The following is a 22,280-nucleotide window of genomic DNA, read 5'->3' on the forward strand; positions in this document are numbered from 1 at the left end:
GACGATCGTGAAAATCATAAGTAGAGTCAGAACGGCGACACTAGGTCGCCGTCCAGGTTGTAGAAGACTCGGTTGTCTATGGTGTTGTGCTGTGAGTCAAGATAAGCAGCTCGCCACATGACATCGGGTATTTGGATGGAGAGCTTCGAAGCAATCGCTTTGAAGTGGGCAAGGTCTGATGGATGCCCGACGTCGTCAAGGTTGCTGTAAACGATACCTTCATCGAACTCATCCAAACCTTCCTCGCCATCCTTCTCGACAACCATGTAAAAGCCTTGGAGAGGCCGGTCCCAGCCCAGTTGGACGCGAACTAAGCAGCTGCTTTGAGCGTGGTAGACCTTAACGTAGTGCTGGCTCATGCAACCTCCTGATTTGCTATGCCGCACAGGCTACATCCCTGTACGACCGTCACATATCCAAAACAGGCTAGGGTTTTTCACCAGCAGCCAAGGCGGTGAGGGTGCCACCAGAGATAAACGCCAGCACTATCGAGATCCAGCCGAAGCTGTCACGGATGAAGCCTTCAACCACTGCGCCATAGGTAAGCGAGAGATATTGCATACCCATGGCCACTAACAGAATAACAACGGCGCCGAGGCTATAGATGAAGCTGCGCATGATGATGTTCCCTTGTTGAGTGAGCCCATTATCAATGCGTTCTAGGCGTGCCAGACCCCTCTGCGCGCACACGGATTGCGAAGACATCAACTGGCAGATCACCAAAGTGTTCATGCTCAATTGTCTGCTCTTCAAACCCCAGCCATGGGATTAATATCTCTCGCTCTGCATCCCCCTTTTTGGGGTATCCCCAGCAGACCCGAACCATGTCGTAAGTGCGCCCTTCCAGTCGAGTTCGCCAGTAGGGAGTCCGCAGTCGGAATTCAAAGGTTTTGGTGCCCGCCGTGATCTGATGGAAGTAGGTGCCGATCAGGTTGAGAGTCAGGATCCTCAAAGGGCAACCTCTGACGGAGCTAAATGGAACCCGCAGGGTGTCATGCCGCAAGTGCACAGGGCGGTGATCATTTGGAAGGGCGTTTTGAGGGTCATGTCGAACATTCGGTACACCTCCAGGGCGGGCTATATCCGGGCAGAGTTAAGGGCGGCCAACTGAAACTGGTGGCCAGATATCTACACCTTAACGTGCCCGAAAGGAGTCAACACCTTCGCGCGCGGGATTCACAAGCTAATCTGATCCATCACCCCAGCGCATCCATGCTAGCTGCCGTATTGCAGCGATCCCAATTCCCACCAGTAGAGCCAGAAAATCAGAAGTATTCCCAAGCCAAGTCGCTATGGCCAGGGTTGGCAAAATCAATGCGAAGGCAATGATGGCAAGTCCGGCCGGGCTTCTCAGCCAGAAATACGTGGTACCCATCGTGATCTCTCCATAGTCATTCGGGCTGATCGCCCCTTATTAGCTAAGACAAGATATTAGTCGAAAGGTCGATTTTTGAGTTGTGACTGATGCCCGCGGCATGGCATGGCTATGTCATAGCCCAGAACCATTTTGGCTTCCAGGTTTTGGGTTGCAGACCATTATCGACGTGGCATTGTGCAAATTCGATTCCGGTAATACTTGCCGGAATGGTTATGGAGTTCACCATGCGCAAGAAAATCATCGCTCTGCTGCTCGTTGCAGCGGCGACCCCCACTCTGGTAATGGCAGGCGACAAGCACGGTTCTGACTGCTGCCCTAAGGGTTCGCACGGCCACTTCGAAGCTGGCCCCCAAGGTCCAGTCCGTGACTTTGCTGGCGGTCCAGGTCTCCTGGGCATTGATCTGAATAGGGATCAGCGCAAAGCAGTTCGTGAGGCCGACCGCGATGAGCACCTGGCTGTCAGCAAGATAAATCGCGACTATCTGGACAAGCTCTCTGAGGCTGATAAGGCTGCTATGAAAGGGGCTATCCAGACGGCACGATCCGATTCAGAAGGCAAGGTTCGTATGGCGCTGAATGCTGATCAAATCAAGCAATTCGATGCAAATCTGAAGCGCGAGGCCGATCAACGCGCAGAATGGGAAGAATTCCAGAAGTGGAAGGCAGCCAAGAAAGGCTGAATGGAAGCGTCAACCGGTCCACGCAACCGGCTGACGTTCACTTTAGATTCCGCATGGGGAATGCTTTTGCGTCTTCTCCGTCAGATCTTCTCGGCAAAGCTGGGCCGCGCACCAGAACAGAACTGAGCAAAGCTATCGATCATCTCGCGTGAATCGTTGACGTCGATAGTGAACTGAGCTTTCAAATCCGTAGCATCTTTCTCATACGAAAAACCGACCGTTCGACCTCCTCTGAATGCTGCCAGCTGCTCTGGGGTGGGATCGAAGGTGATGTAAGAAAATCCATTCTTCAAACTGGGACCGACCTTTCCGTTACGGACTGAGAACCGCTTGTTGTCAACGATCAACGACAGCTTATCCATCAGCCCAAGCACGCTTGTGTCGTACCACGCCTTGTAAAAGGCCCCCATCGATACTCCACCCTGAGAGTTGCACGAAATCCCGATCCTGCCGGTACCGGTGATCTTTGTCTGCTCACCCATCAAGTACACAAGCCCGTGCTCACCGCGAATGGTCCAGGTTGCTGTTAGCGATCCTGCATTCACCAGATCCAACTCATAGGCTTCGAGCGGAGTAAGATAATTCATGTCTGCCGGACCGGCTTTAGAGGCAACCTCAAGCAAGCGAAGATCGATTCCAAGGTTGCTGAGGTGGTTAGCAAGCAGGGTAGAGGTGATCTGGCCCGTGGCTATGTCCGTATCCCCAGCTACGCCGCTGGCCTTGAAGAACTGGTGGACACCCATCTTGGATTCACCGTCCATCAACCGAAACACGCCGCCGGCGAAAGCAAATGGGCAGGCACTCTCACAGTAACCCGCACTGGGGTTGGTATGAGGGCCATTCCAGACTCCAATGCGCGTTGAATAGCCGCGCTCCCGGATCAGTTGGCCAAGCTCCATAGCCGCAACCAAATCCCCACCATGAGAATTGAAATACACAAATCCAACCTGCCGGTCTTTCAGGAAGCCGTTCTTGCGAAATGCTTCGACCGTAGGCCGGTGGATGTAGCCATCGATGTAGACCTCAGGTATGTCCTGCGGGGTCTTAGGGGGAACGAAATTGATCTGTGCTGGGATTAACCGCTTATCAACGTGATCATGGGCCACTGGCGCGGCTGCTACAGAGCAGCAGAGAAGCAAGGAAGCAACCGCAAGCAACGGGCGAATCACGAGCGCTCCTCGACCTGCTTAAGGAAAACGAGACCTGATTGGGCTGACAGAAACTCAGCGAGTTCCGAGCCCGCGGCCAGTACAACCCCAAGGTCGGTTCCCTTGAGCCGAATGCCTTCTTCGCTAATAGCCCCAGCGGGGTCCAGCTCCAGACCCAAGGCAGCACAGAGTCGATCTGCCTCTGCCTCGATGCGTGACCAAACATCAGAGTGAAAGCCTTCATCAGCAATGCGGTCAGCAGCCCATGTGAACGGTATTTCGATGTAATGCTGAACGTGGAGCGCGGGGGTTGTTACGCGTGTCATGGTCATAATGCTTGCCTCATCAATACACAATGATTGCATGGTGAGGCAGGATTGCGTGTGCCAAAACCTGTGTACCAAAATTAGTCGGTAGGCACCAACATGCCCGGTTTACCTGCAAGCTCACTGACACCTAGGACAATGCGCTGGACCTCTTCCTCCAAGCTTTCACGTGGGACAACCCACCGCAGCCCCACGTAATCAACGCTACAGGCCGAGTGCGGCCGCAGCCATGTCAGCGGCCCGGGGCGCTCACTGAAGAGTGTGCCTCGGAAGATGCCGATCTCTCGCATGCTGCCATTGTGATCATCGATCGCTGAAAATGAGTGATCAGCATGGACTGCGAGATGAATCTCGACGGTAGCCGCGTCACTCTCCTGCCGATCGGGCCAGAGCTCAGAACATACCAACCAACTGGTAGCCGTACTCAAGATGCCTGGAAGGTCACTGATACTCTCCGTTGGGTGTCGGGGTTCGTGAGAGTCATCAGAGGACAACACAGCAACACTCGCCGCGCTTTCCAAGGCTCGGCTCGGTTCGCAAACAAGTAAAGGATCACTGCGTTTCCTCTCCAATGCTGGCTTTCCAAGCGCTCTGGATCGCTGGAACCTTGGTCGACCGAACCCCAATGGCAGCCAGCCCCTTCCTAATCTCCCGATAGGTCTTCACGAAGTCCGATTTAGGTATCGTCCACTGAACGCACAGAAAGCCGTCATCACCCTGCGGACGCAGCCAGTGATGCTTGAGTGGCGAAAACGCAAACACATCGCCCGGGCGGACCGTCATCGATGTAACGAGCCCAGGAGCCACCATAACTTCAAATAGGTGGTTAGCTTGAACAGCCAGGGTGAGGAAGATCGACTCACCCCAAGATGGATCGGTGTGTGGGTGGGCCTGGACACAGCCAAGCCAGTCGGCAAGATCAGTCCTAGGAAGGGGAAGGTCATCCAACGCGACAACCTCAATATCCCAGGATGCAGCGCATTCTAGGGCAGCCTCTGGTATCTCCAGCCTCTCAATGCTGGCTGCGTCTATTCGCATGCGGCGCAGCGCGCGAGGAAGGGCGCATTGAGTATTCATCACACTCGATCTCATAAAAAGGACAGCTGTTGAGGTTGGATCTGTAGAGCCGGGATCAACTGGATAGCGCTCTCACCCTCTTCAGCAGCAACCCCGCCCTTCAGTCTCATCTGTTCCATCAGTTCCTCGTAGCGTTGAATGATGCTCTCGGGTGTGGAGCATTTGATGGTAAGCCCCACGCCCGCCGCTACCTCGCTGCGAATTTCTGCCAGCAATGTAGCCTCCTCAAATGTTGGGATGCAGGTTGGCCAGCCTTTGGTGTAGAGCAGATGTTTAGGGATTGCGGCTTCTAATGCCTTGCGGCGTAAGGATACCTGCTTCGCCATAGCCAGGCGGCCCAAGGTTTCTGAGGACAGAAGGGAAGGGTTTACATCTCCGAGCCATTTGTTGCTCTGGAAGGCGAAAGTGGAATCAATCTCCAGATCAACCATCTGCCGGTATAGGGGATGTCCGGCCTCATCCAAAGTGGCGTTATAAGCGTCGCCAGCACTCGACATAATGCACCACCGGCAACTTACCCTTGTCATGTTGAACCGTGTATATGCCTCATGTGGCTCAAGTCCCACGCTGGCGATTGCGCCCCATACAGCCCCCACATCCCACTCAATGATCGGGTTCCACTGATAAGCATCAAAGCCGCGGCGCGCGGCCACAGGTTCATGCTTGGCAATGGGCATTTTGGCTCGATTGGGCGATTCCTGGCGGCGAACCCCAGTGGCATTGAGAATATTAAAATCAGGGTAAGTGCGCTTAAGGTGGCTGCGTATTACGGCGCTCTTGAGCTCGGATGTGCAGAACCGCATCGAGGGCGTTGACCACGGCAGGATCAGTTGGACACAACTCAGATCAATGTAACGCTCAACGTTATTTTCCCAGCGCTTCAGCCATCGCTCCATCATTCCACCGGCGGCACGTTTAACAACCTCAAGCTTCCAGCCAAGCTTGTCGGCAACCTCCTGGCACTTGAACAAGCTCTGTTCCCATTCAACCGAGCCCAAGTCCGCATGCACGGCGCACCTCGGCCCTTCGAACCCAATGCTGTCCAAGTAGCGATGGACCGCAATCAGGCACGCTACGCTATCTTTTCCTCCGCTGACGCCGACGGCTACAACCGTCTTCTGCTTCAGGAGAATGTCGATTTCAGGTGTAGTGGCTACTGGGGGAAGGGCGAGCATGGTGTGGATTCCTGGCTTGGATTCGATGATCCATGGTGAGGTCGGCCAGAGAGTGGCAGAAGCCTTTAGGCTGATGTTTCAGCGCAAGGTCGGTTGTCCAGGTAGAGAATGAATACAGGTAGGATAAGGGGCAGGATCATTGAGGCCGAGCACCAACGATCCTGCGAATCAGCTAGGGTCGGCTACTGGTTGTAATGATTTTGTTCTGAAAGCGAGTTATCCAGCAGTGATGAAAGGCGCATGCCTCCAATCTCCGCAATCAGGTTCTCGACAGTGATAAGCGCGCAGACACGTATCTGGTGCTTGTCGATTGAACCTGTTCCACCGCCCAGCACCACTGAAGCGTTGCAAGCCGACAGGCTAGCGATTCTACAGCCAGTCTCATACAGGCTCACAACCAATGGCCGATCACCCTGAGAGCAGACCGATCTCGGCTCCGCATGGACTGATATGTTGAAATCCGTTTCGTTAATACGGTGCTTGAACAGATCAATCTGCTCTACCTCTACCATCTCACCTTTGCGTCCAGCAACGAGAATCGAGTGCGACATGTTGTATTTCCTTCTACAGGTCCTAAGACCTCATCCATTTCACGTGCGCCCTTGGGCACAACAGTTGGCCTTAACTGGCTCTGACTCCCTTTTCGGCAGAAGTACCGAGTTATTAAGACCGTTCGTCGGTTCTGTGAAGGGTTTCACAAAATTGAAGTGATGCCTCGCCACTCAGACTTTTTCGTAGTGCCGGCAGTTCCTGGCCAAAATGGGAGATGTACGGGAAAATTGTTTGAGATCGGATCAGCCTTTATTGGCCATTCACGGTTTCGTCGGTTGCCAGAAACACGTGCGGTGCTCTGGCCTGCGCAATCGCTTCCCCCTGCTTTGCTAGCTGGAAAATGCCCATGTCCCTACTCTCTGGAGTTTGAGGCATTGGATCAATGAGGTTGTAGGCAACCCGAATACGGCGCGCGTCGTCTTCAGGCCTAGTGCTGAGGATCAAGTCACGATTCTGTAGAGTCAGGCCAATGTCAGTCCATGTGACGACCTGGTACTTCAACCCAGCATGAGCCGGCACCCCGGAAGGCATAGCCTCGTCCCAGGCAATACACCGGGCTTCCCACTCAGAGAACGGTATGTCATCGGGGCCGTCAGTAGCGTTCTGATAGTGAAAGTCCGCAAACCCCGCTTGGGTGAGCATCTGCGTGAACCCTGGGTTGTTTTCAAGGTAATAGAGCGCAAGTACATGCTCATGGTGGGGGATTAGAATTACTTGGAATGTAAAGTCCCAGTCCACGCTGCGTATCCCTTCACCCTCGACCTTGATGCGCTGCTGCTTGAGGATGTCAAGGACTCTCCAGTAGAAGCTGCCGTACTCCTTACGTGGAATGGGGATGAAGTTCTGGTCCATGTCAGCCCAGTAGTACCGCTTTGCAGCTATGAGCTGTGCCACTGCAGCTTGTGCCCTTGTCACTGCCTCGGGGCGCAAATCCTTAAGCCTGGCCAGCGCATCGCTGAGAGTTGCATTCCTCAGAATACGGCCGTTGTATAAATTGGTGCTCATCCACGTCTCCTCAATCCGATGAGCACATAATCAAGCAGACGGTGTCGTGCCACTACCCGAATTGATGTATCGCTTTTCAAAGCGCCAGATGGATGCCCGACAGAGCTAGGGTGAAGACAATCATCAGGATGAAGGTCAACTTTACCATCAGTATTCGACCACCACAGACCAGCAGGGCAGGGGAAAATCCTGCAAGTTGGGCTTGTGTCTTTGACGACGTGGAGGCGAACCGGAGAATGCCGGCAGTCATGACCACGACCAGGGAATGAATGATCACAAAAATCACTGCAGCCTTTGGACTAACTTGGGAGAAACAGCTCGCGAGCACACCACCGAGCCAGTAGGGGAAATAGTCAAACACTTTGCCTATGCTGAGGGGCGGAACGTTGAGCTCAGCAGATGGAAGCAATCCTTCAGCAACGGTTCCAAAACCGGCGGCCGCAAGTATGCAAATCAAAGGGACCATGACTTCGCCTCGGTAATAGGGAAAAGGGCACCTACTGACGTGAGATCTTGAAGCATCGCTTTCACTTCTGAACTGTCTTCGTTGACTTCTGATCGCAGGGATCGGCTACTACCTTGCTTGAGCTTGAGGCAAGCATTCCCTACCTTCACCAAGTGGACGATGGTACCGAAAGCCTCTGCCCGAGAGGTCGAGGTGTAGCCCTTGTCGAGCTGCTTGAGGCGCGAAAACCAGCCTGAGGATTCGATATTCGACTGGGGTTTCATGCGGACCTGAATCATGGATCAATCCTGCCTAAAAATTGGGAAGCCATGGTGGAGGCAGAGAATGTGTGGCAGAAGCTGAATACAGGGGGGGTTAAGGTCATTCAGGCGATCGGCCAGGCCTTGAGTGCGGGCAAGAGCTGCACCGGGTAGAATGGAAAAATTCAACTCGTAAACCGAGGTTCTACTCAACGAATCTGGGCAAATCGTATTTTGCAGAATGCTGAGGAGCAATTGATGGCTAGCACCGGAAAAAAGGGTATTGCGAAGACTGGGAGCAAAGCTACAGACAAAACACCCCAGCTCGCCCTTTTTGAGCTTCTAGACTCCTCGGAATCTGACTACAGCAATACGATCGAGCTTTATGACGCCTTACCGAAATACGTTTGGGCGAATACTGAACTCGACCTTAGAGAAAACAGCGTTATCACCCGGCAGTTAAAATCTCGCGGGGCGGTGTACACGATCAAGATCAAGCCGGCCGTTGTTGAGCGGACGAACGATAACGGCGAGACGGTCAGCGTCATGCTCTATCCTGGGTCAAGAGAGGAGATCGTCGAGGAAGCACTGCGGAAGATTGCGGTGAACGGTAATTCCTTCGAGTCGCCAGACGATAAAGAGGTAGGAGTTTACTTCACCATCAGCCAGCTTAGGAAAGAGCTGGCCAGAACGAAGCACTCTTACAGCGCCCAGGAAGTACAAGAGGCTCTTGATGTCATGAGTTCATCACTACTCGAGTGCTCAACAGGCTCGGGTAAGGGGCGGAACAGTTACCGGGGCAACCTGCTGCCAAAACTCGCTATCACAACACGCGAAGACTATCTGAGCGATGGGTCGGCAAGGTGCTTTGCTACTTTTCACCCGCTGGTGACCTTGGGGGTAAAAACGCAGGCGTTCAGGATGTATGACTACAGCATTTCGATGGGGCTGAAGTCCGACCTTGCTCGCTACATTTACAAGCGCATCTCCCATTACTGGACCCAGGCATCGCTGAACCATCCTTACCAGCCAAAGTTGGTCAGCTTCCTAGAGCAGAGCCCTCGTGGTCTCTCAGAGCGTATGAAGGACAACATGCGGGCCATGCGCACAGCGCTGAAAAGCCTCGCCGAACAGAATGTGATCCTGCCTGGGTGGAACGAAGTGATGATCAAAGACGATCATGACAAGAGGGTCACCAAGGATATTCAATTTGAAATCCTACCCCACGACAATTTCATCAAACACATGATGAAGGCCAACAAGAAGGCTAGCGATATCAAGGGCAAGATAGGCATCGCTGAGGCTAAAGAAGCGGTTAAGGGGAAAAATGTCATTGAAGGTTCCGCTGAGGCTCCGCAGAACATTGGCGCAGAGGGCTCATTCCCTGAGGACGGATCCGACCAAGTGTTCGACTGATCGGGCCCACCAAACCTACAACATCGTGAACGAATGCAGGGTCGGACTAGGTCAGGCCCACTGAACCTACAACATTGTGTTGCCATCTAGAGCGCACCAAACCTACAACCTACAGTGATGTGGCCAAGTCTCGATGAGATAGGGCCCCACAAACCTACAACCCTATTCCTGCTTACACCCGCCGGCGCTACCTCATAAATGCAGCGCATCAAACCTACAACCCACGGCGGTCAATCCAACCTGCAGCATTCCCCCAACACCCCACCTGCGTCCAGGACAAACTCAAACCTAGACCACGTAGGCTGATGTCATGTCTGGTCTACAGCCCCTCAGGGGTAACGGCTTGAGCCCAATTTATGTGGCCGTGGTGGGAGTGATGGTGAAGAAATAGGGCACATCAAACCTACAACGTGGGCTGAGTTTTCTGAGATTGGGCGCAGCAAACCTACAACGGTCGATTTGCATAGGCACTAATATCAGATGCTTAGGAATGATACATACCTTGAGATCGAGCTATGTACCGTAACCCACTGAATCCTGGCTAATTAGTGAAAACTGAGAATTTCATTGAAATTGCACGCTTGGTTGCAATTTAGGGCGCAGTAAACCTCCAACCCCAGCACTTGCGAGAAGATAGGGCGCATCAAACCTCCAACCCGTACATGCCGGCCAACGAATGCGGGCGGGAGAATCAACAGCCGAGCTGGCATTAAGACAATAACGTAAGCCACTGGAATTGAACGGTTAAACCTATGATTGGTGCAGTCAAAGCCCTCACCTGGGCGGTGAAAAGTAGAGCGCAGCATACCTACAACCTTGAAAGCCATAGGACGGTCCAACAAGGGCTCACCAAACCTACAACACCACACGCTGGAACTGCCCAGATAAAGAGCGCACCAAACCTACAACTCAGGCCAGATATAGCTTGATACTGTTCCTCATGGGAGGGCTGTGGCTAAGCCTGTGTGTAACTGAGAAAAAGTTGTAGGTTTGCAGGGCCCGAAACGCAACAGGTTGTAGGTTTGATGCGCCCAACCGATTTCGAGGCGACAGACACCAGAAGAAAAACCTCCTGAATTGCTGCAGAGTTGTAGGTTTGGTGCGCTGCACAGGTGAGAGCCTTTCCAGATCCACCAATTAACTTCAATCGGGTTGTAGGTTTGGTGGGCTCAACTGGTCATTGGAAGTGCTGGAAGGGGGTAAATGTGGATAAACTTGTGGATAAAAGCAGGCCAAAAATAAGCGTTGTAGGTCTGGAGGGCCCTAAGTAGTAGGTCTGTTCCGCTCCATGATGTAGGTATGCAGGGCCTGAATTTTAGCTGAGATCCACGTAGCACAAGGGCCGTAGGCTGAAATCCATCGACCTATCCGTTCTTAATCGCTCTTAGCCTTTTAACCAAAAAAACAACAACACGCTTCGCAACCGGTGAACAGGAAAAGCCCGAAAAAATCAGAAAATGGACCTAGGCAGGAAAACATCGGACACTATCTTCCAGTAAAAATAGGATTGGTTTCGTTCTCATCGCGAATCGCATTCATAAGATTGTAGAGCGCTTCACGCACCTTTGGGGATCGACCACCTCCTGTGACCGAGGTGCAAAATTCTAGAGCTAGTGATTCACCCTCTGTGCTGATCACCTCGATGATCACGTCAGCGTCACCATCCATGATCATCCGGAGCCGGCCCAGGCCCATGTCATCTTTCCTCTCGAAGAACTCAAGCAGAGGAATGGGGGGGCTCGACTGACGTTCCAATGTGACTAAATGCGCTTCTGCAGCAGCAATTACTTGGTGACCAAAATAATCTGTCTCGAGACGCCCACCATTGTCATCGATAACGTAATCACGAACAGCCTGGATTGCCGATTTACTGATTAATGACATCGCGTTGTCTCCACACTGGTTAGATCGTTGAAGTCTGCTTGATCCAAGTGGCCCAACCTAGGCCTTTGACCAAGCACGACGGATCAAGGTTACCTGGGATCTCATGCAGAACATCAGCACTGATTGCATGCTTGAGGGCCATGGCCATGCCGGCATCAGAAGTGAGCAAATGTACTGCTCCATGACGTAAATCCAATCCTGTGACTTCGAGATCAAGCTTATCCTCACCAGCTTCAAAGGCGCACTGGTACCGTCGGTATAAGCGATTGGCCATCATTTCAACGGGGCCCCTGTGACAGATCGGTAAGCCTCACTGAGGCCAGCCAGCGCCTCACGCATTTGATCTCGCTCGGTACGAGTGAAATGATCGGTATGGGCTGAGCGCCAAAGCTTGTGTTTAAGGTCACTGTGCTGAGCGTAAAGCTGGGCAGCATCACACGTAGGAGTCAACAAGGGGGGTAAAAGAGTGGTTTGAAGTTTCATGCATATATCCATCAGATTTCATCTCGGGAAATCATTCATACCGAGTGGTGATAAAAAAACGATGTGGACGGCGAAGTCGCCTTGGCCACTAACCGAGTCATCATCATTTTGAAGGGGGCGTGCCAGAAGCCCCCCCCGGGCGAATGCGGGTTACACTGGGCGCACTATCAAGTACTAAGGACTCGGCGCAATGGCTGCCACAAATCCAGACCCATACCAGGACCCTGACGGCATCGTGGATGCAAGAGGACTTCAATGTCCCATACCGATCCTGAAGGCTCGGCTCGAATGCAATCGAATGTCACAAGGGCAGGTACTGCAGGTCTTGTCGACCGACGCTGGGAGCAAGAGGGACTTCAAAACCTTTGCTCAACAGACTGGCCACGAATTGATAGGAGAGGCAGAAGAAGGTGGAGTGTTCGGATTTTGGTTGAGGATCCAGCGCAGGGAATGAAGCGGTACGGGCAGTCCTTCAGCCCGTACCGAACTCGATCAACCCTCAGCTTCTCGACCAATCTCAAGCAATGCAGCCGGATTATTCTTGAAAGCTGAAGCAAAGGCCGAGCGATTTTTCGCCATGAAAATACCTACTTCTTCACCCATTTTTTCATCTAACCCAGGCACATTCTGAATCAGTGCCGCAGTGAGTGCTTCGCCAAGCTCAAGCATCGCATCATGTTGATCTGCCAGCTTTTTTTCCACGAAGATTGTCTCCAGGTCTCGGGTACTGCGATACAAGGTTTCTACAGCCATGATCGGCCTCGTTTATGTGATGACTTTTAGTCGGAAACTGATTCAGCAGGTAGGGTTCTCTGCTCAACGCTACAGGTTGCTAGCCTGTACAAAATTATTGTCTACGGCTGTGTGTGCCAAAACCCCACAAGTGAATTCAGAAAGCTGCGTAGCTGAATCCTCTTTCAGATAGGCGATTCCCATCTCGCTTTCAAGTGAAAAACCGCGCTTGAGCTTGTAGTCAAAGAGATTCATGGCATGTGAGGGGGTATGCCAATGAGAATACTCAGCTAGCGTCAGGGTATTGCCGTGTACCACAACGGCCGGGATGTGAAGCAAGCTCAACTGAATGAAGGCCATGTGAACGGCGCGTATGTCGAGATCGATCAAGGTGGCGTGCAGGTGTTGCTGGTAATTGATACCCAGTTCGAGCATTGAATTAGCAAACCCGATGACCATGGCACCAGATCCGCTTGCGGGTTCCGAAAGCGTCACGAAACCTCTGCGCTTCACCTGTGCTTGAATATGCTCGCTATCCATCGCGAGCTTTGAAAGCACGGTTGAAATAGAGGGTGGGGTGAAAAATTGCCCCATATCGGCATTCGATACCCCGAGGCGCATGTAGAGCTCGCCGAGTAGATCACCAGCCTGTAAATCAAGGGCTTGAACGAGATGCTGCAGTAGCTCACCGAATTTGGGCTGATCTTGTGGTTTGTACTTGCCAATGAGGGTTAGATAGCGGGCTTCCCGAACATCACGCGCAGATTGGTCGCACGAATTGCGTATCGCGATTGCGGCCATCTCAACAAAATCGGCGAATACGCTCCTGGCTGGGTAGTAGCCTACAGAGCTGATGATGCTAGACATCGTCGCAAGGCTTTCTTTGGTACTGGGCATTGAAGCACTCCATGATTGAGCTATAGGAGTGAGTCTCTAGCGAGTGGCTGAGTGCCAGAACCACCATTTTGCTTACGGCATTTTGGCTCGCCGTATTCACAAGGTGCCGTTATCGTGAGTAGTGGGCGTCATCCATGCCTGCTACCTGGCCGCAATGAAGCGGCCAGGTACCGATCTGAACAGGAATCTATTCGTGAAGAAAGTTGCACTAATTGCCGCTGCTGTATTGTCCTTGGCCGTCCTGGGCGGTTGCGCTAACGGAAAGTCACCTCTTGACTACGAAACTGGGACTTTCGTCGCGCCAGAGAAAGTTCAACAACTTAAAACTGCTCGCGCATCTCAAGAGCAAGTTGTTAAAGAAATCGGTTATCCATCTTCAAAAGGTGAAATCTCTTCCAAGGAAATTTGGCGATACGAATATAACCTCATTACCGCGATTCCTTTCGTAGGTAAAAACAAAGCCGAAGCGACCGTCTTTGAATGGTCGAAGAGTGGTAAGTTGCTGGACGCTTACAAAACCAATGGTGGGAATGGTAGCTCCAGTAACCCACTCCTGAAAGCCGCTGGTATGTGATTTCAGTCAGATCAAAGAGGGGCTCAGATTGAGCCCCTTTTTTGTTCTTTGCTCATGATAGTCGCAAGGGTCAGGTCGGTGCTCACAGATGGCTGCAGATGGCGCTAATGACATTGTCATAGCTTGAGGCCGGCAAGAGTGAGAAAGGCGGGAGGCAGTTCGTAGAGAGGCAAGGACGGTCAAAGGAGATGAGAGGCGGGCCGCATTTAGCCCGCGCGGATCAGTGTTTGACAACTGCCGAGGGGAATTGAATGTCAGGATCTTCACATCGCTTCAAAAGTGCTTCAATTTGTTGGCTGTAGTAGACCCAGTCAGCACAAGCATTGGCAATCGCAATCTTCATGGTGTCGGCCGATGATGCTTTAACCTCATCCCGCAAGCCTTCTGGAAAGCGAATGTTGAAACCCTGTACGGTGCCTTCCTCAGGATCAATCCGCTGGAACCTTAAAAGCACCTCGTCAGCCACATCTGAGCCCAGCCGGGTGGCCAGGGAGTTGCGCATTGTGATCAGCCGGCGATGACTCTCAAATTGGCTGATAACTGCGAGTGCCACTTCACTGTTGAAACTGCGGAACTGGCGTCGAGCCACCTCTTCGATAGCTTCTTTGAGCACGATCGGAATACGAAGTACGAATTTTTCAGCCGTCCGCGACGGGGCCGCAGGGAATGCGGAATCCGGGGTTGATGTCAGGCTGGTCGAGCTATTCATGGTGTCAGACTCAGGTCGGTAGTCAATAAAACTGGGCGCATTCTCCGCTGAACCTTATCATTTTTCCAGTCAAGAACATGACGCCAAATTGCCTGTTGTCGGATTTCTACGGCAGTTTGGCGCTTTGTTCATGTGGGGAATAGGTTTCAGCAGATGTTTTGCATTCAGAGGCCTTTGAGTGTCTCGTTCAGGAACTCGATTTCTGATTCACCATAGGCCTCAATCAAACCTTTCTTCACCTCAGGGGTGAAGATGTAAGGGAAGACCTCAACTTTTCCTGGAGTTGAGTGGAACACTACCAGTGTCGACTTTGCAGTGGCCTCACGCAATTCACGCACGATGTCCATTTCATCGGCTATTTGGGCAATGGCCAGGCGCATGAAGTCAGTTGGATTTGTGGGGCGGATTGCATTCTTGGGGATCTGCGTGAGATCCAAGCTGAAACCATGCTTCACTAGATTCTCAATGATCTGTTCTTGAAGCCCCTTGTTCAGTACCAAGGTGAATTCTCGATTGCGCTCAGAACCTGATGCAGAGCCTACAATTGCACCAAAGAAAAGGAGTGAGCACGACCACTCTCGGTTTCCAGGACTGGATGACGGTCCCTTAAGATTTCCGAGGGTGAGTTTTGCATCTTTTGCCGCGCGCAATGATTCGAACATGATCAGGTGCTCTGCTGTTAGGAAGCACCAGAATCAGTGGCTTTAGGGTGTGCCAGAAGGGGGTCATTTGAGAGATTCAATAACTGTGAAATACAACGAAAGCGCCTATTCACTAATTCCACGGACATCCATAAGGCTTAGCTCATAGCCAGCTCGATCCTTATTGCATAGTTCAATGCCTATGGAGATTAAAGCTCTGCGCGTGCGATATGAAGCACGCGCAAATTGCCCGCGGTTGTGGTCGATCTTGTTCTATTCACGTGGCAACCAAACGGTACTCGCATCAAGATCTACGGTGAATCCTCATGCTGCTATTTCTGCGGCTGCCAAGGCGTAGTCGTCGCCCCATGACTATGTGAGGAAACGAAGTCATCAAGTATTAGCAGTTCGATAAAGGGCTTCTTGCGATCTCGGCCGTTCCAGTCGCTACCATGTCCAGCTACCAGGTGCTGATGTGAATCTCGCAACCGGGGCATAGCTAACGGATGTCCACAGTTAGGTTGATTGAGGCATAGCCCTTACAGCTTGAAGGAGACCTCCACTAGGCATGCAGGTTTCGAAGTAGCAAAGAGCTTATGAGGTCATGGGGGCTCGCTTGATCTTCTTGCTGTGGCGTCCTGAGCCGCACTGAGGTGATGTGACAGCAAACTACTGGTCCACGCGCGCCATGTCGGCTTCGGTGTGAGGAACTCCGCCTTTGTTCAGCCGTTTGTAGAGCGACTTCAAGGTCAGTTCGTCACCGATGTACTCGATCTCCATTTGAGGGAATGGATGGTGTAGAAAACGTCGCATCTGATCGGCGCGGGGAATATCTGACCAGTAGATGTCACCAAAGATTGGGAACTCGCCGGCAAGGAAGTCACGCACGGCCGATACTCGCTGCTGACCATCCAGCAACCATCCAGCCATGGGAGCCGGCTTAGCAGAATCTCCCTCCCACTCACGGCCGTTTACAACGAGAAAACCGGTTCCGAAGCCTAAAAAAACACCTTCGATGAAGCTAACCTTCTTCTCACGGTCCCAGCATTCAGCACGCTGCCAGTCGGGCAACACGAAGCGCATGATTTGGCGGCTTTCTGGAAGAAGGGTGAGGTCGCGATTTATTGAAGCCGTAGGGATCAGGCATTCGATCGTAAAAGCGCGGGTCGTACCATTGAGCAGTCGAGGGGGAAGCATTGCGGTATCTCCATAACGGTTATACCGCACATCTTCTGGTGGTTTATATCGTGCCAGAAGCTACCTATGTATGACTCCACTGATAGCGTCACTAGGCATAAAGCCAGCGACCATCTCAAGACCAACATCGCCTCCGGAAGTCATCAGCAGGGCTGCCATTGGGTGCTGACGCGCCTCTTTTGCGTTCATCCCGAAAGCGTTAAACACTGGGATGCCAAAGTAGATCTGATCTGTCGGTGCAATGCCTACCTGTTCGGAAACCGCAGCCAGGGCACCACTCAGAGCGGCTTTACGCTCACGCCATGGCAGCTCAGAGATAATTCTGGCAGATCGGTTAAATGGTTTACCTACATTGTCCAACGCTTCATAGGGCACTGATTTCATCGACGGTTCTCTGTATTCAGAAGTTGAGTGCACCCATTGTCTTGCTATTAGCGTGTGCCTCAAGCCTGGTCATCCATCTGGATCGAAACTCGCAGACCGAGGCCCTTAATCAGTAGCGCGGCTTGCGTAGGGTTGATCAGCGAATTCTTGAATTGGCGTGGGTCAGACATGAGAATGAGAGTTGAGTACAATCCAAAATGGGGCATGGAATGCATGCCCCTTGGGATGTGCTTTGGGATCAGAAGCAGAAACCATGCTGCATAGGAGCGCTCGATTCAGGGGCAGAATGGGCTGGCTCATTTGTTGGCTTTGGCTCCGACACTGGTGCGACTACCGAGACAGCTGTAGGTGGCTGGTATTCGGGTTCAGTGATCTCACCCTTCTGGACGCGAAGCGCTTGAAGGGATAGGTAGGCTTCAAGGTATGGTCGAAACTTAGATCCGTGAAGACCGCGCGTTGAAAGGTCGCGTCCCTGGGTCTGAGCACGATTCGCGATGTAGTTGCGCTTGTTTTGAGACATCAGCAGGACGTAACCAGCGCTATACCAGCCTTCGATCATTGTGATGATCGCCGGCATGTTCTCCTTGAACACCCGCTGCGCAGATTTGAGCTCGTGATCAAGCCGGGCTTTCGCTTTCGTCAGATCGTCGTCCAATTCACTTACACCACACCATGCTCGGAGGGCTTCGCGTGAAGCTCCTTGGGCCTTAGGAAGTTTCAGGCCTGCAACTGTGCAGAACACTTCTTTGCCAACTGAATTCAGTCCATTGCAGATGTGCTCAAGGCCGTAGAAATCTTTATTCAAAACCTTCTCTGCAAAGCCGATGTGGTACTCGCGGACGTCCGCAGGCTGGCCGGCGCACTTCGCGTGCATGCTCTGCATGTAAAGGGTCGCGATCGAGGTGATCAGTTCAGCCCGGGGCAGACCGGACTGCAACAGGGTAGAGGTGGCATGGCTGGAAGTGCTGATCATCTGAATGAAGCCTCAATGTAGTGAATGAGGCTATTTTCAGATCGGAAATGATGTGGCAGAACCCCTGGAAGAGTAGGCGTACGAGGTAAATCAGGATGCTTGTATGTCTTCAGTAAAGTGTTCCTGGATAGCACTCTCACAGCTAACCCGGTGAGGGCCTGGCCAGTCTTTTACCCATTGCGGCGCCTCCACTGCTAGCCTCAGGTCGTCGGAGTGGTCGTCGTTGTCCTTCAGCTTCAGCGCTTGGAGCATACCCATGTCAAGTATGGCGGCCGTGACATCGATCTGCGTTTCACCCGGGTCCGCCACAGTGGCATTGTCTTGAATCCAGACCTCTGGGTAGAACGTTACGAAAACACGTTGCGATTCTGAGGCTGACGCCAAGTACCAGGTGCGGAATTGAACTGCGGTCGCACCATCGGATGCCGCGGGAAATCGGTCAATGATGTAACCACTGACCTCGATGTTGTGGGACGGTTCGCCGTCGCGTGAACAGGCGAGAAGACCGAACTGGCCTTTGAGATGTGACGGTTGGAAGCAGACCAGTTGCTTCATGCTGTCTTTGTAGTAGACCCGGCAGTTGCCGTTATCGGTGTGGTGGAAAGTCAGAAGTTTCATGGGCGCTCCCAATGATTGGACGCGCCCATGATTAGACCTGGCCCAGCGTGGCAGAACCCTTAGGCTGCCTGTTGAGCGTTTTTAGGCAGATAGCGCTCTACCAACAGTCGCATGCGGCCTGTATCCGGCACATTCGCCTCAAAGACTCGGCCGGGGTCAGTGATACCTGTGCCTTGTGCAGCCTTAACTCCCAAAAGTTCGATGATCGGAGGATCTGATCCATCCTCTGACACAAGGAATATGGATAGCACAGGGTTGGGCTGACCTTCGCGGTCTAGCCTTCCTGTGACCTGCTCGTGCACTTTGGGCGACCAGTCCAGTTCACCGTGCAGCACAACACTGCATCGAGCCTGTAGCCCGTCGAGGCCTGCCCCGGAGCGCAGTGACAGAATCAGAACATTCGACTCTCCCGCTAGGAAGCGACGTTTGGATTCTTCCTTCTGCTTGGGCGACTCACTCCCCGTGTACATAACGGGGTTCCACTGGGCCAGCTCTTCATTCCAGATGTCGTAGACGGCCCGATGCCAGCCTGCAAGAACAATGGGCACATTGTCCTCCAGAAACATGCGCGCGTATTGAGCAATAAATCGAGCCTTCGAGATGCCAGTGGCCTGGCGCACGAGCATGTCGAGCTCTCTGCCGGCCTGACCACGCTCTTCGAAAGTGCCAGTTTGGTACCTAAGGGCTAGCTTTCGAGCTATCTCTTCGATCGACTTCAGAGCCTTCTGATCATGGGCAATGTCCTCAACCATCGTGCTGACCTGGGGCAGCTGTCGTCCTACATCCTCTCGCGTGCGCCGCAGGAAAACCTTCTGTTCCCTAAGGTAAGATCCCAACGCCTCTGGGTCTGATACGTGCTGGCCATCGCTACACCACTCTCGAATGAATTCTCCACGAGTACCTAACACATCGGTCTGAAGGATCTCGAAAATATTAAAGATCTCAATCCCAAAGTTGTACACCGGTGTTGCTGATAGGCCCAATCGAAAGTCCACATTCTGGGCGAGCACGTTCGATGCTTCGCCTTTGACGCTCTCCAGGCCTTTGCGAAGGCCGCCGATCTCATCCCAGCAAGCTGATTTGAAAAAACGACTTCTGAACATATCAACCCACCCGGCCAATTTACCGTATGTGATGATGTAGACGTCGCTGGGCGGGAGGTCGTAGGGCGTTCCGGTCCGGATTATGTGCGCCGACAGATCAGAGAATTCCTCTACCTTGTTCAGCCATTGTTTTTGAAGGTGAGTGTCCACAACCACTAACCCGGGTCTACATGCCGGATTCAGCAGCCACATCACGGTAGCCGCCGTTTTCCCGAGTCCGATGTCGTCCCCCAGCAGAAGTGTGCCGGTAGCGTGGGCGAGTGCAGCAGCTTGCATTTGGTAAAGCCGTGACTGGCATGCGGGCTTCAATCCTGAGCATGGGGACGGAACGAAGCTGGGAAGGAGGATCTGTTCGAGTTCAGCCTTCCGAGCCTGAAAGCCTTTGCGGCCCTTTTTCAAAGCCCTGGCTGCAGAATCCGAAATGTCGAGAGGGTAGCGACTGGCAAACCATTCAAGATCGCTGCAATGCTCCAGATCATTAGGGAACGTGAAGCAATCAACCTGAGTTTTCGATACTCGCGGGAAAATCTGCTTGAGACGGATCGCTACGTGCGGAGCTAACCCCTCAAGCAGCCACTGACGTTTACTGTCTGTCAGGGTCAACTTGCCATAGGTATTCATCGCAGCCACCCCCGGCCCATTGAAGCGAAGATGGCGGGGGTGTCACTGATCTGCGGTGGAATGGCAATTGCTGTAGCGCTGAGCAGGATGATCCCGTCCACGCTTTGGTGCTTTGAATAGCGCTCAAGTTGGCGGAGGATCTTCATCCGTTGGCACCGGGTTTTCATTTCGAGAACGATTGAGAAGCCCGATTCTGAGATAAGAAAATCGGGGATGTCCTGGGCTGAAAGTCTGTGTTCGCGTTTGATGTCAAAACCTGCGCCGAGAAGTAGAGTCTCCATTTGGGCTTGGGCGACCTTCTCATCTTTCATCGCGACGCGTTGACTGGAGCAGAACCTGACAATCTTGGACATGGCTAGTCGAAGAGCCGTTATCCGCTCGTCATTGTCGATAGCCGTGCCCATAACGGAGTGTGTTGGCATATGTGGTAACCATGGGAGATAGTCGTTCAAGTACACCTTAACGACGGGCATCCGGCTATCCAAAACCCATGCATGAAAATTCGCCAATGCTTTGTGACTACTTAACAGATTTCGGCAGCCTGCTCTCGCGAGGAACTGAAATTACGGGTCAGAGCATTGCGTTTCCTCGCTGCAATGCGTTCTTGGATACGGAAGCGGGCGGCCAGCCGTTCTTCACCAAAAGACGGCAACGCTAAGCCCAGCAGGTGGAAGCGCAAGCGTTCTGCTGCAGTCATCCAGTCCAATACTGTGCATCCTGCAGAATCACCCGCCATGTAGTGCCCTGAAGGTTCGGCCAGTCCTGCGCGGTCACCCGTCTCGTACCTGGATTTGGATATCTCAGTTAAGGAATGGCGCTCAGCCGTAATAGCGTCGACACTCAGTGATGAACGGATTTCTTGGGCATGGGCCTCATCGCTGGTTACCGCGGTAGAAGGCTGCGGTTTAACTTCCAGCACAGAAGTTGTAGGTATGTATTTCATGATGAGCCCCGATCAGTGAGTGATTGATAATCGGGGTGTAATGGTTGTGGCAGAAGCCCATGTGGGGTTATCAGTGCATCAATGCCCGGTCCATATCCACTTTGACGCCCGCCCAAGCTTCGAGCTCCCATCCTGATCCGAGCTTCACTCGATAGCTTGCCTCAACCTCGCCGCTTGTGAATACGGCCCGACCATCACCAAAGTGAATGCAGGTGAACCCTTTGTACGGCACCAGGTTTAAGCAGTGTTTTTTCATGTCGACATCTGAGGGAACGTAGTGCTGCTCAATCTTCACCATTTCACCGTCAACCTCACGCTGCCAGACGACCACGGAGCCCTCTTCGACAACCACCTGTAGCGTTTCCTCCTCATCACGATAGAGGACGCCGTATTCCTCACCAAAGGCTAGAGTGCTGCCGGGCATCCAAGGTCTGTGTTGAGGGGCTGCCGTTGTAAGGCTTTGGCGCGTACTGCCTGACTTCAGCTCCATGAGTGCATCCGTGGACCATGCCTGAAGGCCGATACCCCGGCGAGCAAGCAGGTCAACCAAGGCCAAGTGAAGGGCAGATGCAGCATCAGCTACTACGGAGTCATCGTTGTCAGAGCTCATGACCTTGTTCAAGCTACTACCAAGTTCATTAAGATGTTGACGAACACTCTCAACCGAACTGTATGCGGTCGGTACCGCAGCTTTGCGGAACCGGTTAAACAGAGCATGCACACTCGCCTCAAATGAGGTTGGGAGTGGTGCCAGACCGACGTACGCGTCCTCCCGGCGGGTCACGGCTCCCGAGTCGACATCCCCAATCAGGACATACTCACGCTCGCCTGGGTATTGGGCGATGGTGAATAGAGGATCACCCGCCAGGTTGTCTCCGGAAGACGTTTGGTAGGACAGGCTGAGCAGCTCAATAACAAGCGCTGTAGGCCGGCCGATGAAATCCTTCATCAGGGAATAGAACAAGATCTCAGGGTCTTGGCTGTCGTGACTGGAATTGGAGTAGAGAGTGGCCGCGGCCGGGTGGCCAATCTCATAGATGATCCGTTTGCCCATAAGTT

At 52.8% G+C, this 22,280-nt stretch carries 28 protein-coding genes; 4 read left to right on the plus strand and 24 right to left on the minus strand.

The window, feature by feature from the left end:
- Nucleotides 1-26 precede the first annotated feature (26 nt).
- Together ACZRN6_RS17040 and ACZRN6_RS17045 are read right to left on the minus strand one after the other, a co-directional pair.
- A complete protein-coding gene (locus ACZRN6_RS17040; RefSeq protein WP_078465926.1) occupies nt 27-359 on the minus strand; it encodes a hypothetical protein in 333 nt (110 codons plus the stop codon).
- A 67-nt stretch (nt 360-426) separates the two neighbouring features.
- The gene (locus ACZRN6_RS17045; protein ID WP_169904109.1) at nt 427-732 is read right to left on the minus strand and encodes a hypothetical protein; all 306 of its coding nucleotides are present in this window, start codon (nt 730-732) and stop codon (nt 427-429) included.
- A gap of 870 nt (nt 733-1,602) precedes the next feature.
- Here ACZRN6_RS17045 and ACZRN6_RS17050 point away from each other — a divergent pair.
- Complete coding sequence (locus tag ACZRN6_RS17050) at nt 1,603-2,058, plus strand: type 2 periplasmic-binding domain-containing protein (protein ID WP_284184493.1); 456 nt, start codon at nt 1,603-1,605, stop codon at nt 2,056-2,058.
- 80 nt (nt 2,059-2,138) lie between these two features.
- On the opposite strand, the gene ACZRN6_RS17055 is transcribed toward ACZRN6_RS17050, so the two are convergent.
- The 8 genes from ACZRN6_RS17055 to ACZRN6_RS17090 all read right to left on the minus strand — a co-directional run bounded on the left by ACZRN6_RS17055 (nt 2,139) and on the right by ACZRN6_RS17090 (nt 8,085).
- Nucleotides 2,139-3,227, minus strand: a complete 1,089-nt coding sequence (locus ACZRN6_RS17055; protein ID WP_078465931.1) for a COG3904 family protein — start codon at nt 3,225-3,227, stop codon at nt 2,139-2,141.
- Entirely contained in the window at nt 3,224-3,538 is a 315-nt protein-coding gene (locus ACZRN6_RS17060) for a hypothetical protein (protein WP_011923197.1), read from the minus strand. Before ACZRN6_RS17060 ends, ACZRN6_RS17055 begins: the two co-directional genes overlap by 4 nt.
- 546 nt (nt 3,539-4,084) lie before the next feature.
- Entirely contained in the window at nt 4,085-4,609 is a 525-nt protein-coding gene (locus tag ACZRN6_RS17065) for a hypothetical protein (RefSeq protein WP_284184492.1), read from the minus strand.
- A gap of 11 nt (nt 4,610-4,620) precedes the next feature.
- A complete protein-coding gene (locus tag ACZRN6_RS17070; protein WP_078465932.1) occupies nt 4,621-5,784 on the minus strand; it encodes a phosphoadenosine phosphosulfate reductase domain-containing protein in 1,164 nt (387 codons plus the stop codon).
- 182 nt (nt 5,785-5,966) lie between these two features.
- A complete protein-coding gene (locus tag ACZRN6_RS17075) occupies nt 5,967-6,335 on the minus strand; it encodes a hypothetical protein (protein WP_078465933.1) in 369 nt (122 codons plus the stop codon).
- A 250-nt stretch (nt 6,336-6,585) separates the two neighbouring features.
- Nucleotides 6,586-7,341, minus strand: coding sequence for a hypothetical protein (locus ACZRN6_RS17080; protein WP_011923192.1), 756 nt, complete (start codon nt 7,339-7,341; stop codon nt 6,586-6,588).
- A 76-nt stretch (nt 7,342-7,417) separates the two neighbouring features.
- Nucleotides 7,418-7,807 carry a hypothetical protein gene (locus ACZRN6_RS17085; RefSeq protein WP_078465934.1) on the minus strand — a complete coding sequence of 130 codons (390 nt, stop codon included), beginning with the start codon at nt 7,805-7,807 and terminating at the stop codon, nt 7,418-7,420.
- Entirely contained in the window at nt 7,795-8,085 is a 291-nt protein-coding gene (locus ACZRN6_RS17090; RefSeq protein WP_078465935.1) for a hypothetical protein, read from the minus strand. Before ACZRN6_RS17090 ends, ACZRN6_RS17085 begins: the two co-directional genes overlap by 13 nt.
- Nucleotides 8,086-8,304: 219 nt before the next feature.
- Here ACZRN6_RS17090 and ACZRN6_RS17095 point away from each other — a divergent pair, with 219 nt between their 5' ends.
- Nucleotides 8,305-9,462 (plus strand): replication protein, encoded by a 1,158-nt coding sequence (locus tag ACZRN6_RS17095; protein ID WP_078465936.1) that lies wholly within the window; start codon nt 8,305-8,307, stop codon nt 9,460-9,462.
- Between the two features lie 1,485 nt (nt 9,463-10,947).
- Here ACZRN6_RS17095 and ACZRN6_RS17100 read toward each other — a convergent pair.
- Together ACZRN6_RS17100 and ACZRN6_RS17105 are read right to left on the minus strand one after the other, a co-directional pair.
- Entirely contained in the window at nt 10,948-11,346 is a 399-nt protein-coding gene (locus ACZRN6_RS17100; RefSeq protein ID WP_011923188.1) for a hypothetical protein, read from the minus strand.
- A gap of 19 nt (nt 11,347-11,365) precedes the next feature.
- Entirely contained in the window at nt 11,366-11,623 is a 258-nt protein-coding gene (locus ACZRN6_RS17105) for a hypothetical protein (RefSeq protein ID WP_169904106.1), read from the minus strand.
- Nucleotides 11,624-12,019: 396 nt separating this feature from the next.
- Here ACZRN6_RS17105 and ACZRN6_RS17110 point away from each other — a divergent pair, with 396 nt between their 5' ends.
- Complete coding sequence (locus tag ACZRN6_RS17110) at nt 12,020-12,283, plus strand: sulfurtransferase TusA family protein (protein ID WP_078465938.1); 264 nt, start codon at nt 12,020-12,022, stop codon at nt 12,281-12,283.
- A gap of 38 nt (nt 12,284-12,321) precedes the next feature.
- Here the strand turns inward: ACZRN6_RS17110 and ACZRN6_RS17115 are convergent, their stop codons facing one another.
- Both ACZRN6_RS17115 and ACZRN6_RS17120 read right to left on the minus strand, forming a co-directional pair.
- Entirely contained in the window at nt 12,322-12,582 is a 261-nt protein-coding gene (locus ACZRN6_RS17115; protein ID WP_078465939.1) for a YebG family protein, read from the minus strand.
- Nucleotides 12,583-12,651: 69 nt separating this feature from the next.
- Nucleotides 12,652-13,458 carry an N-6 DNA methylase gene (locus tag ACZRN6_RS17120; RefSeq protein ID WP_169904105.1) on the minus strand — a complete coding sequence of 269 codons (807 nt, stop codon included), beginning with the start codon at nt 13,456-13,458 and terminating at the stop codon, nt 12,652-12,654.
- Nucleotides 13,459-13,651: 193 nt separating this feature from the next.
- On the opposite strand from ACZRN6_RS17120, the gene ACZRN6_RS17125 reads away from it, so the two are divergent.
- Nucleotides 13,652-14,032 (plus strand): hypothetical protein, encoded by a 381-nt coding sequence (locus ACZRN6_RS17125; protein ID WP_078466155.1) that lies wholly within the window; start codon nt 13,652-13,654, stop codon nt 14,030-14,032.
- A 220-nt stretch (nt 14,033-14,252) separates the two neighbouring features.
- Here the strand turns inward: ACZRN6_RS17125 and ACZRN6_RS17130 are convergent, their stop codons facing one another.
- The 10 genes from ACZRN6_RS17130 to ACZRN6_RS17175 all read right to left on the minus strand — a co-directional run bounded on the left by ACZRN6_RS17130 (nt 14,253) and on the right by ACZRN6_RS17175 (nt 22,275).
- Nucleotides 14,253-14,741 carry an Arc family DNA-binding protein gene (locus ACZRN6_RS17130; protein WP_078465940.1) on the minus strand — a complete coding sequence of 163 codons (489 nt, stop codon included), beginning with the start codon at nt 14,739-14,741 and terminating at the stop codon, nt 14,253-14,255.
- Nucleotides 14,742-14,905: 164 nt separating this feature from the next.
- Nucleotides 14,906-15,403 (minus strand): hypothetical protein, encoded by a 498-nt coding sequence (locus tag ACZRN6_RS17135; protein ID WP_194941085.1) that lies wholly within the window; start codon nt 15,401-15,403, stop codon nt 14,906-14,908.
- 648 nt (nt 15,404-16,051) lie between these two features.
- On the minus strand, nt 16,052-16,579 hold the full coding sequence (locus ACZRN6_RS17140; protein ID WP_078465942.1) for a DUF262 domain-containing protein: 528 nt from the start codon (nt 16,577-16,579) through the stop codon (nt 16,052-16,054).
- Between the two features lie 60 nt (nt 16,580-16,639).
- The gene (locus tag ACZRN6_RS17145; RefSeq protein ID WP_078465943.1) at nt 16,640-16,963 is read right to left on the minus strand and encodes a hypothetical protein; all 324 of its coding nucleotides are present in this window, start codon (nt 16,961-16,963) and stop codon (nt 16,640-16,642) included.
- A gap of 238 nt (nt 16,964-17,201) precedes the next feature.
- The gene (locus tag ACZRN6_RS17150) at nt 17,202-17,936 is read right to left on the minus strand and encodes a hypothetical protein (protein ID WP_169904103.1); all 735 of its coding nucleotides are present in this window, start codon (nt 17,934-17,936) and stop codon (nt 17,202-17,204) included.
- 90 nt (nt 17,937-18,026) lie between these two features.
- Nucleotides 18,027-18,554 (minus strand): hypothetical protein, encoded by a 528-nt coding sequence (locus ACZRN6_RS17155; protein WP_078465944.1) that lies wholly within the window; start codon nt 18,552-18,554, stop codon nt 18,027-18,029.
- A gap of 59 nt (nt 18,555-18,613) precedes the next feature.
- Nucleotides 18,614-20,278, minus strand: a complete 1,665-nt coding sequence (locus tag ACZRN6_RS17160; protein WP_011923178.1) for an SNF2-related protein — start codon at nt 20,276-20,278, stop codon at nt 18,614-18,616.
- Nucleotides 20,275-20,631: a hypothetical protein gene (locus ACZRN6_RS17165; RefSeq protein WP_153045973.1), complete on the minus strand. Its 357-nt coding sequence runs from the start codon at nt 20,629-20,631 to the stop codon at nt 20,275-20,277. The genes ACZRN6_RS17160 and ACZRN6_RS17165 overlap by 4 nt, the downstream gene beginning before the upstream one ends.
- Before the next feature lie 170 nt (nt 20,632-20,801).
- Nucleotides 20,802-21,221 (minus strand): hypothetical protein, encoded by a 420-nt coding sequence (locus ACZRN6_RS17170; protein WP_284184488.1) that lies wholly within the window; start codon nt 21,219-21,221, stop codon nt 20,802-20,804.
- A gap of 70 nt (nt 21,222-21,291) precedes the next feature.
- A complete protein-coding gene (locus ACZRN6_RS17175) occupies nt 21,292-22,275 on the minus strand; it encodes a hypothetical protein (protein WP_284184487.1) in 984 nt (327 codons plus the stop codon).
- Between the last annotated feature and the right edge of the window lie 5 nt (nt 22,276-22,280).

Source organism: Pseudomonas sp. A125 (assembly GCF_055409485.1).

Bases quoted from the DNA above. Each gene is read 5' to 3' on its own strand.
- ACZRN6_RS17045 (WP_169904109.1), bottom strand. From the start codon at position 732: ATGAACACTTTGGTGATCTGCCAGTTGATGTCTTCGCAATCCGTGTGC.
- ACZRN6_RS17110 (WP_078465938.1), top strand. From the start codon at position 12,020: ATGGCTGCCACAAATCCAGACCCATACCAGGACCCTGACGGCATCGTG.
- ACZRN6_RS17100 (WP_011923188.1), bottom strand. From the start codon at position 11,346: ATGTCATTAATCAGTAAATCGGCAATCCAGGCTGTTCGTGATTACGTT.
- ACZRN6_RS17165 (WP_153045973.1), bottom strand. From the start codon at position 20,631: ATGTCCAAGATTGTCAGGTTCTGCTCCAGTCAACGCGTCGCGATGAAA.
- ACZRN6_RS17150 (WP_169904103.1), bottom strand. From the start codon at position 17,936: ATGATCAGCACTTCCAGCCATGCCACCTCTACCCTGTTGCAGTCCGGT.
- ACZRN6_RS17175 (WP_284184487.1), bottom strand. From the start codon at position 22,275: ATGGGCAAACGGATCATCTATGAGATTGGCCACCCGGCCGCGGCCACT.
- ACZRN6_RS17120 (WP_169904105.1), bottom strand. From the start codon at position 13,458: ATGCCCAGTACCAAAGAAAGCCTTGCGACGATGTCTAGCATCATCAGC.
- ACZRN6_RS17140 (WP_078465942.1), bottom strand. From the start codon at position 16,579: ATGCTTCCCCCTCGACTGCTCAATGGTACGACCCGCGCTTTTACGATC.
- ACZRN6_RS17160 (WP_011923178.1), bottom strand. From the start codon at position 20,278: ATGAATACCTATGGCAAGTTGACCCTGACAGACAGTAAACGTCAGTGG.
- ACZRN6_RS17105 (WP_169904106.1), bottom strand. From the start codon at position 11,623: ATGATGGCCAATCGCTTATACCGACGGTACCAGTGCGCCTTTGAAGCT.
- ACZRN6_RS17115 (WP_078465939.1), bottom strand. From the start codon at position 12,582: ATGGCTGTAGAAACCTTGTATCGCAGTACCCGAGACCTGGAGACAATC.
- ACZRN6_RS17065 (WP_284184492.1), bottom strand. From the start codon at position 4,609: ATGAATACTCAATGCGCCCTTCCTCGCGCGCTGCGCCGCATGCGAATA.
- ACZRN6_RS17050 (WP_284184493.1), top strand. From the start codon at position 1,603: ATGCGCAAGAAAATCATCGCTCTGCTGCTCGTTGCAGCGGCGACCCCC.
- ACZRN6_RS17095 (WP_078465936.1), top strand. From the start codon at position 8,305: ATGGCTAGCACCGGAAAAAAGGGTATTGCGAAGACTGGGAGCAAAGCT.
- ACZRN6_RS17145 (WP_078465943.1), bottom strand. From the start codon at position 16,963: ATGAAATCAGTGCCCTATGAAGCGTTGGACAATGTAGGTAAACCATTT.
- ACZRN6_RS17070 (WP_078465932.1), bottom strand. From the start codon at position 5,784: ATGCTCGCCCTTCCCCCAGTAGCCACTACACCTGAAATCGACATTCTC.
- ACZRN6_RS17090 (WP_078465935.1), bottom strand. From the start codon at position 8,085: ATGATTCAGGTCCGCATGAAACCCCAGTCGAATATCGAATCCTCAGGC.
- ACZRN6_RS17135 (WP_194941085.1), bottom strand. From the start codon at position 15,403: ATGTTCGAATCATTGCGCGCGGCAAAAGATGCAAAACTCACCCTCGGA.
- ACZRN6_RS17130 (WP_078465940.1), bottom strand. From the start codon at position 14,741: ATGAATAGCTCGACCAGCCTGACATCAACCCCGGATTCCGCATTCCCT.
- ACZRN6_RS17075 (WP_078465933.1), bottom strand. From the start codon at position 6,335: ATGTCGCACTCGATTCTCGTTGCTGGACGCAAAGGTGAGATGGTAGAG.
- ACZRN6_RS17085 (WP_078465934.1), bottom strand. From the start codon at position 7,807: ATGGTCCCTTTGATTTGCATACTTGCGGCCGCCGGTTTTGGAACCGTT.
- ACZRN6_RS17040 (WP_078465926.1), bottom strand. From the start codon at position 359: ATGAGCCAGCACTACGTTAAGGTCTACCACGCTCAAAGCAGCTGCTTA.
- ACZRN6_RS17170 (WP_284184488.1), bottom strand. From the start codon at position 21,221: ATGAAATACATACCTACAACTTCTGTGCTGGAAGTTAAACCGCAGCCT.
- ACZRN6_RS17060 (WP_011923197.1), bottom strand. From the start codon at position 3,538: ATGACCATGACACGCGTAACAACCCCCGCGCTCCACGTTCAGCATTAC.
- ACZRN6_RS17080 (WP_011923192.1), bottom strand. From the start codon at position 7,341: ATGAGCACCAATTTATACAACGGCCGTATTCTGAGGAATGCAACTCTC.
- ACZRN6_RS17155 (WP_078465944.1), bottom strand. From the start codon at position 18,554: ATGAAACTTCTGACTTTCCACCACACCGATAACGGCAACTGCCGGGTC.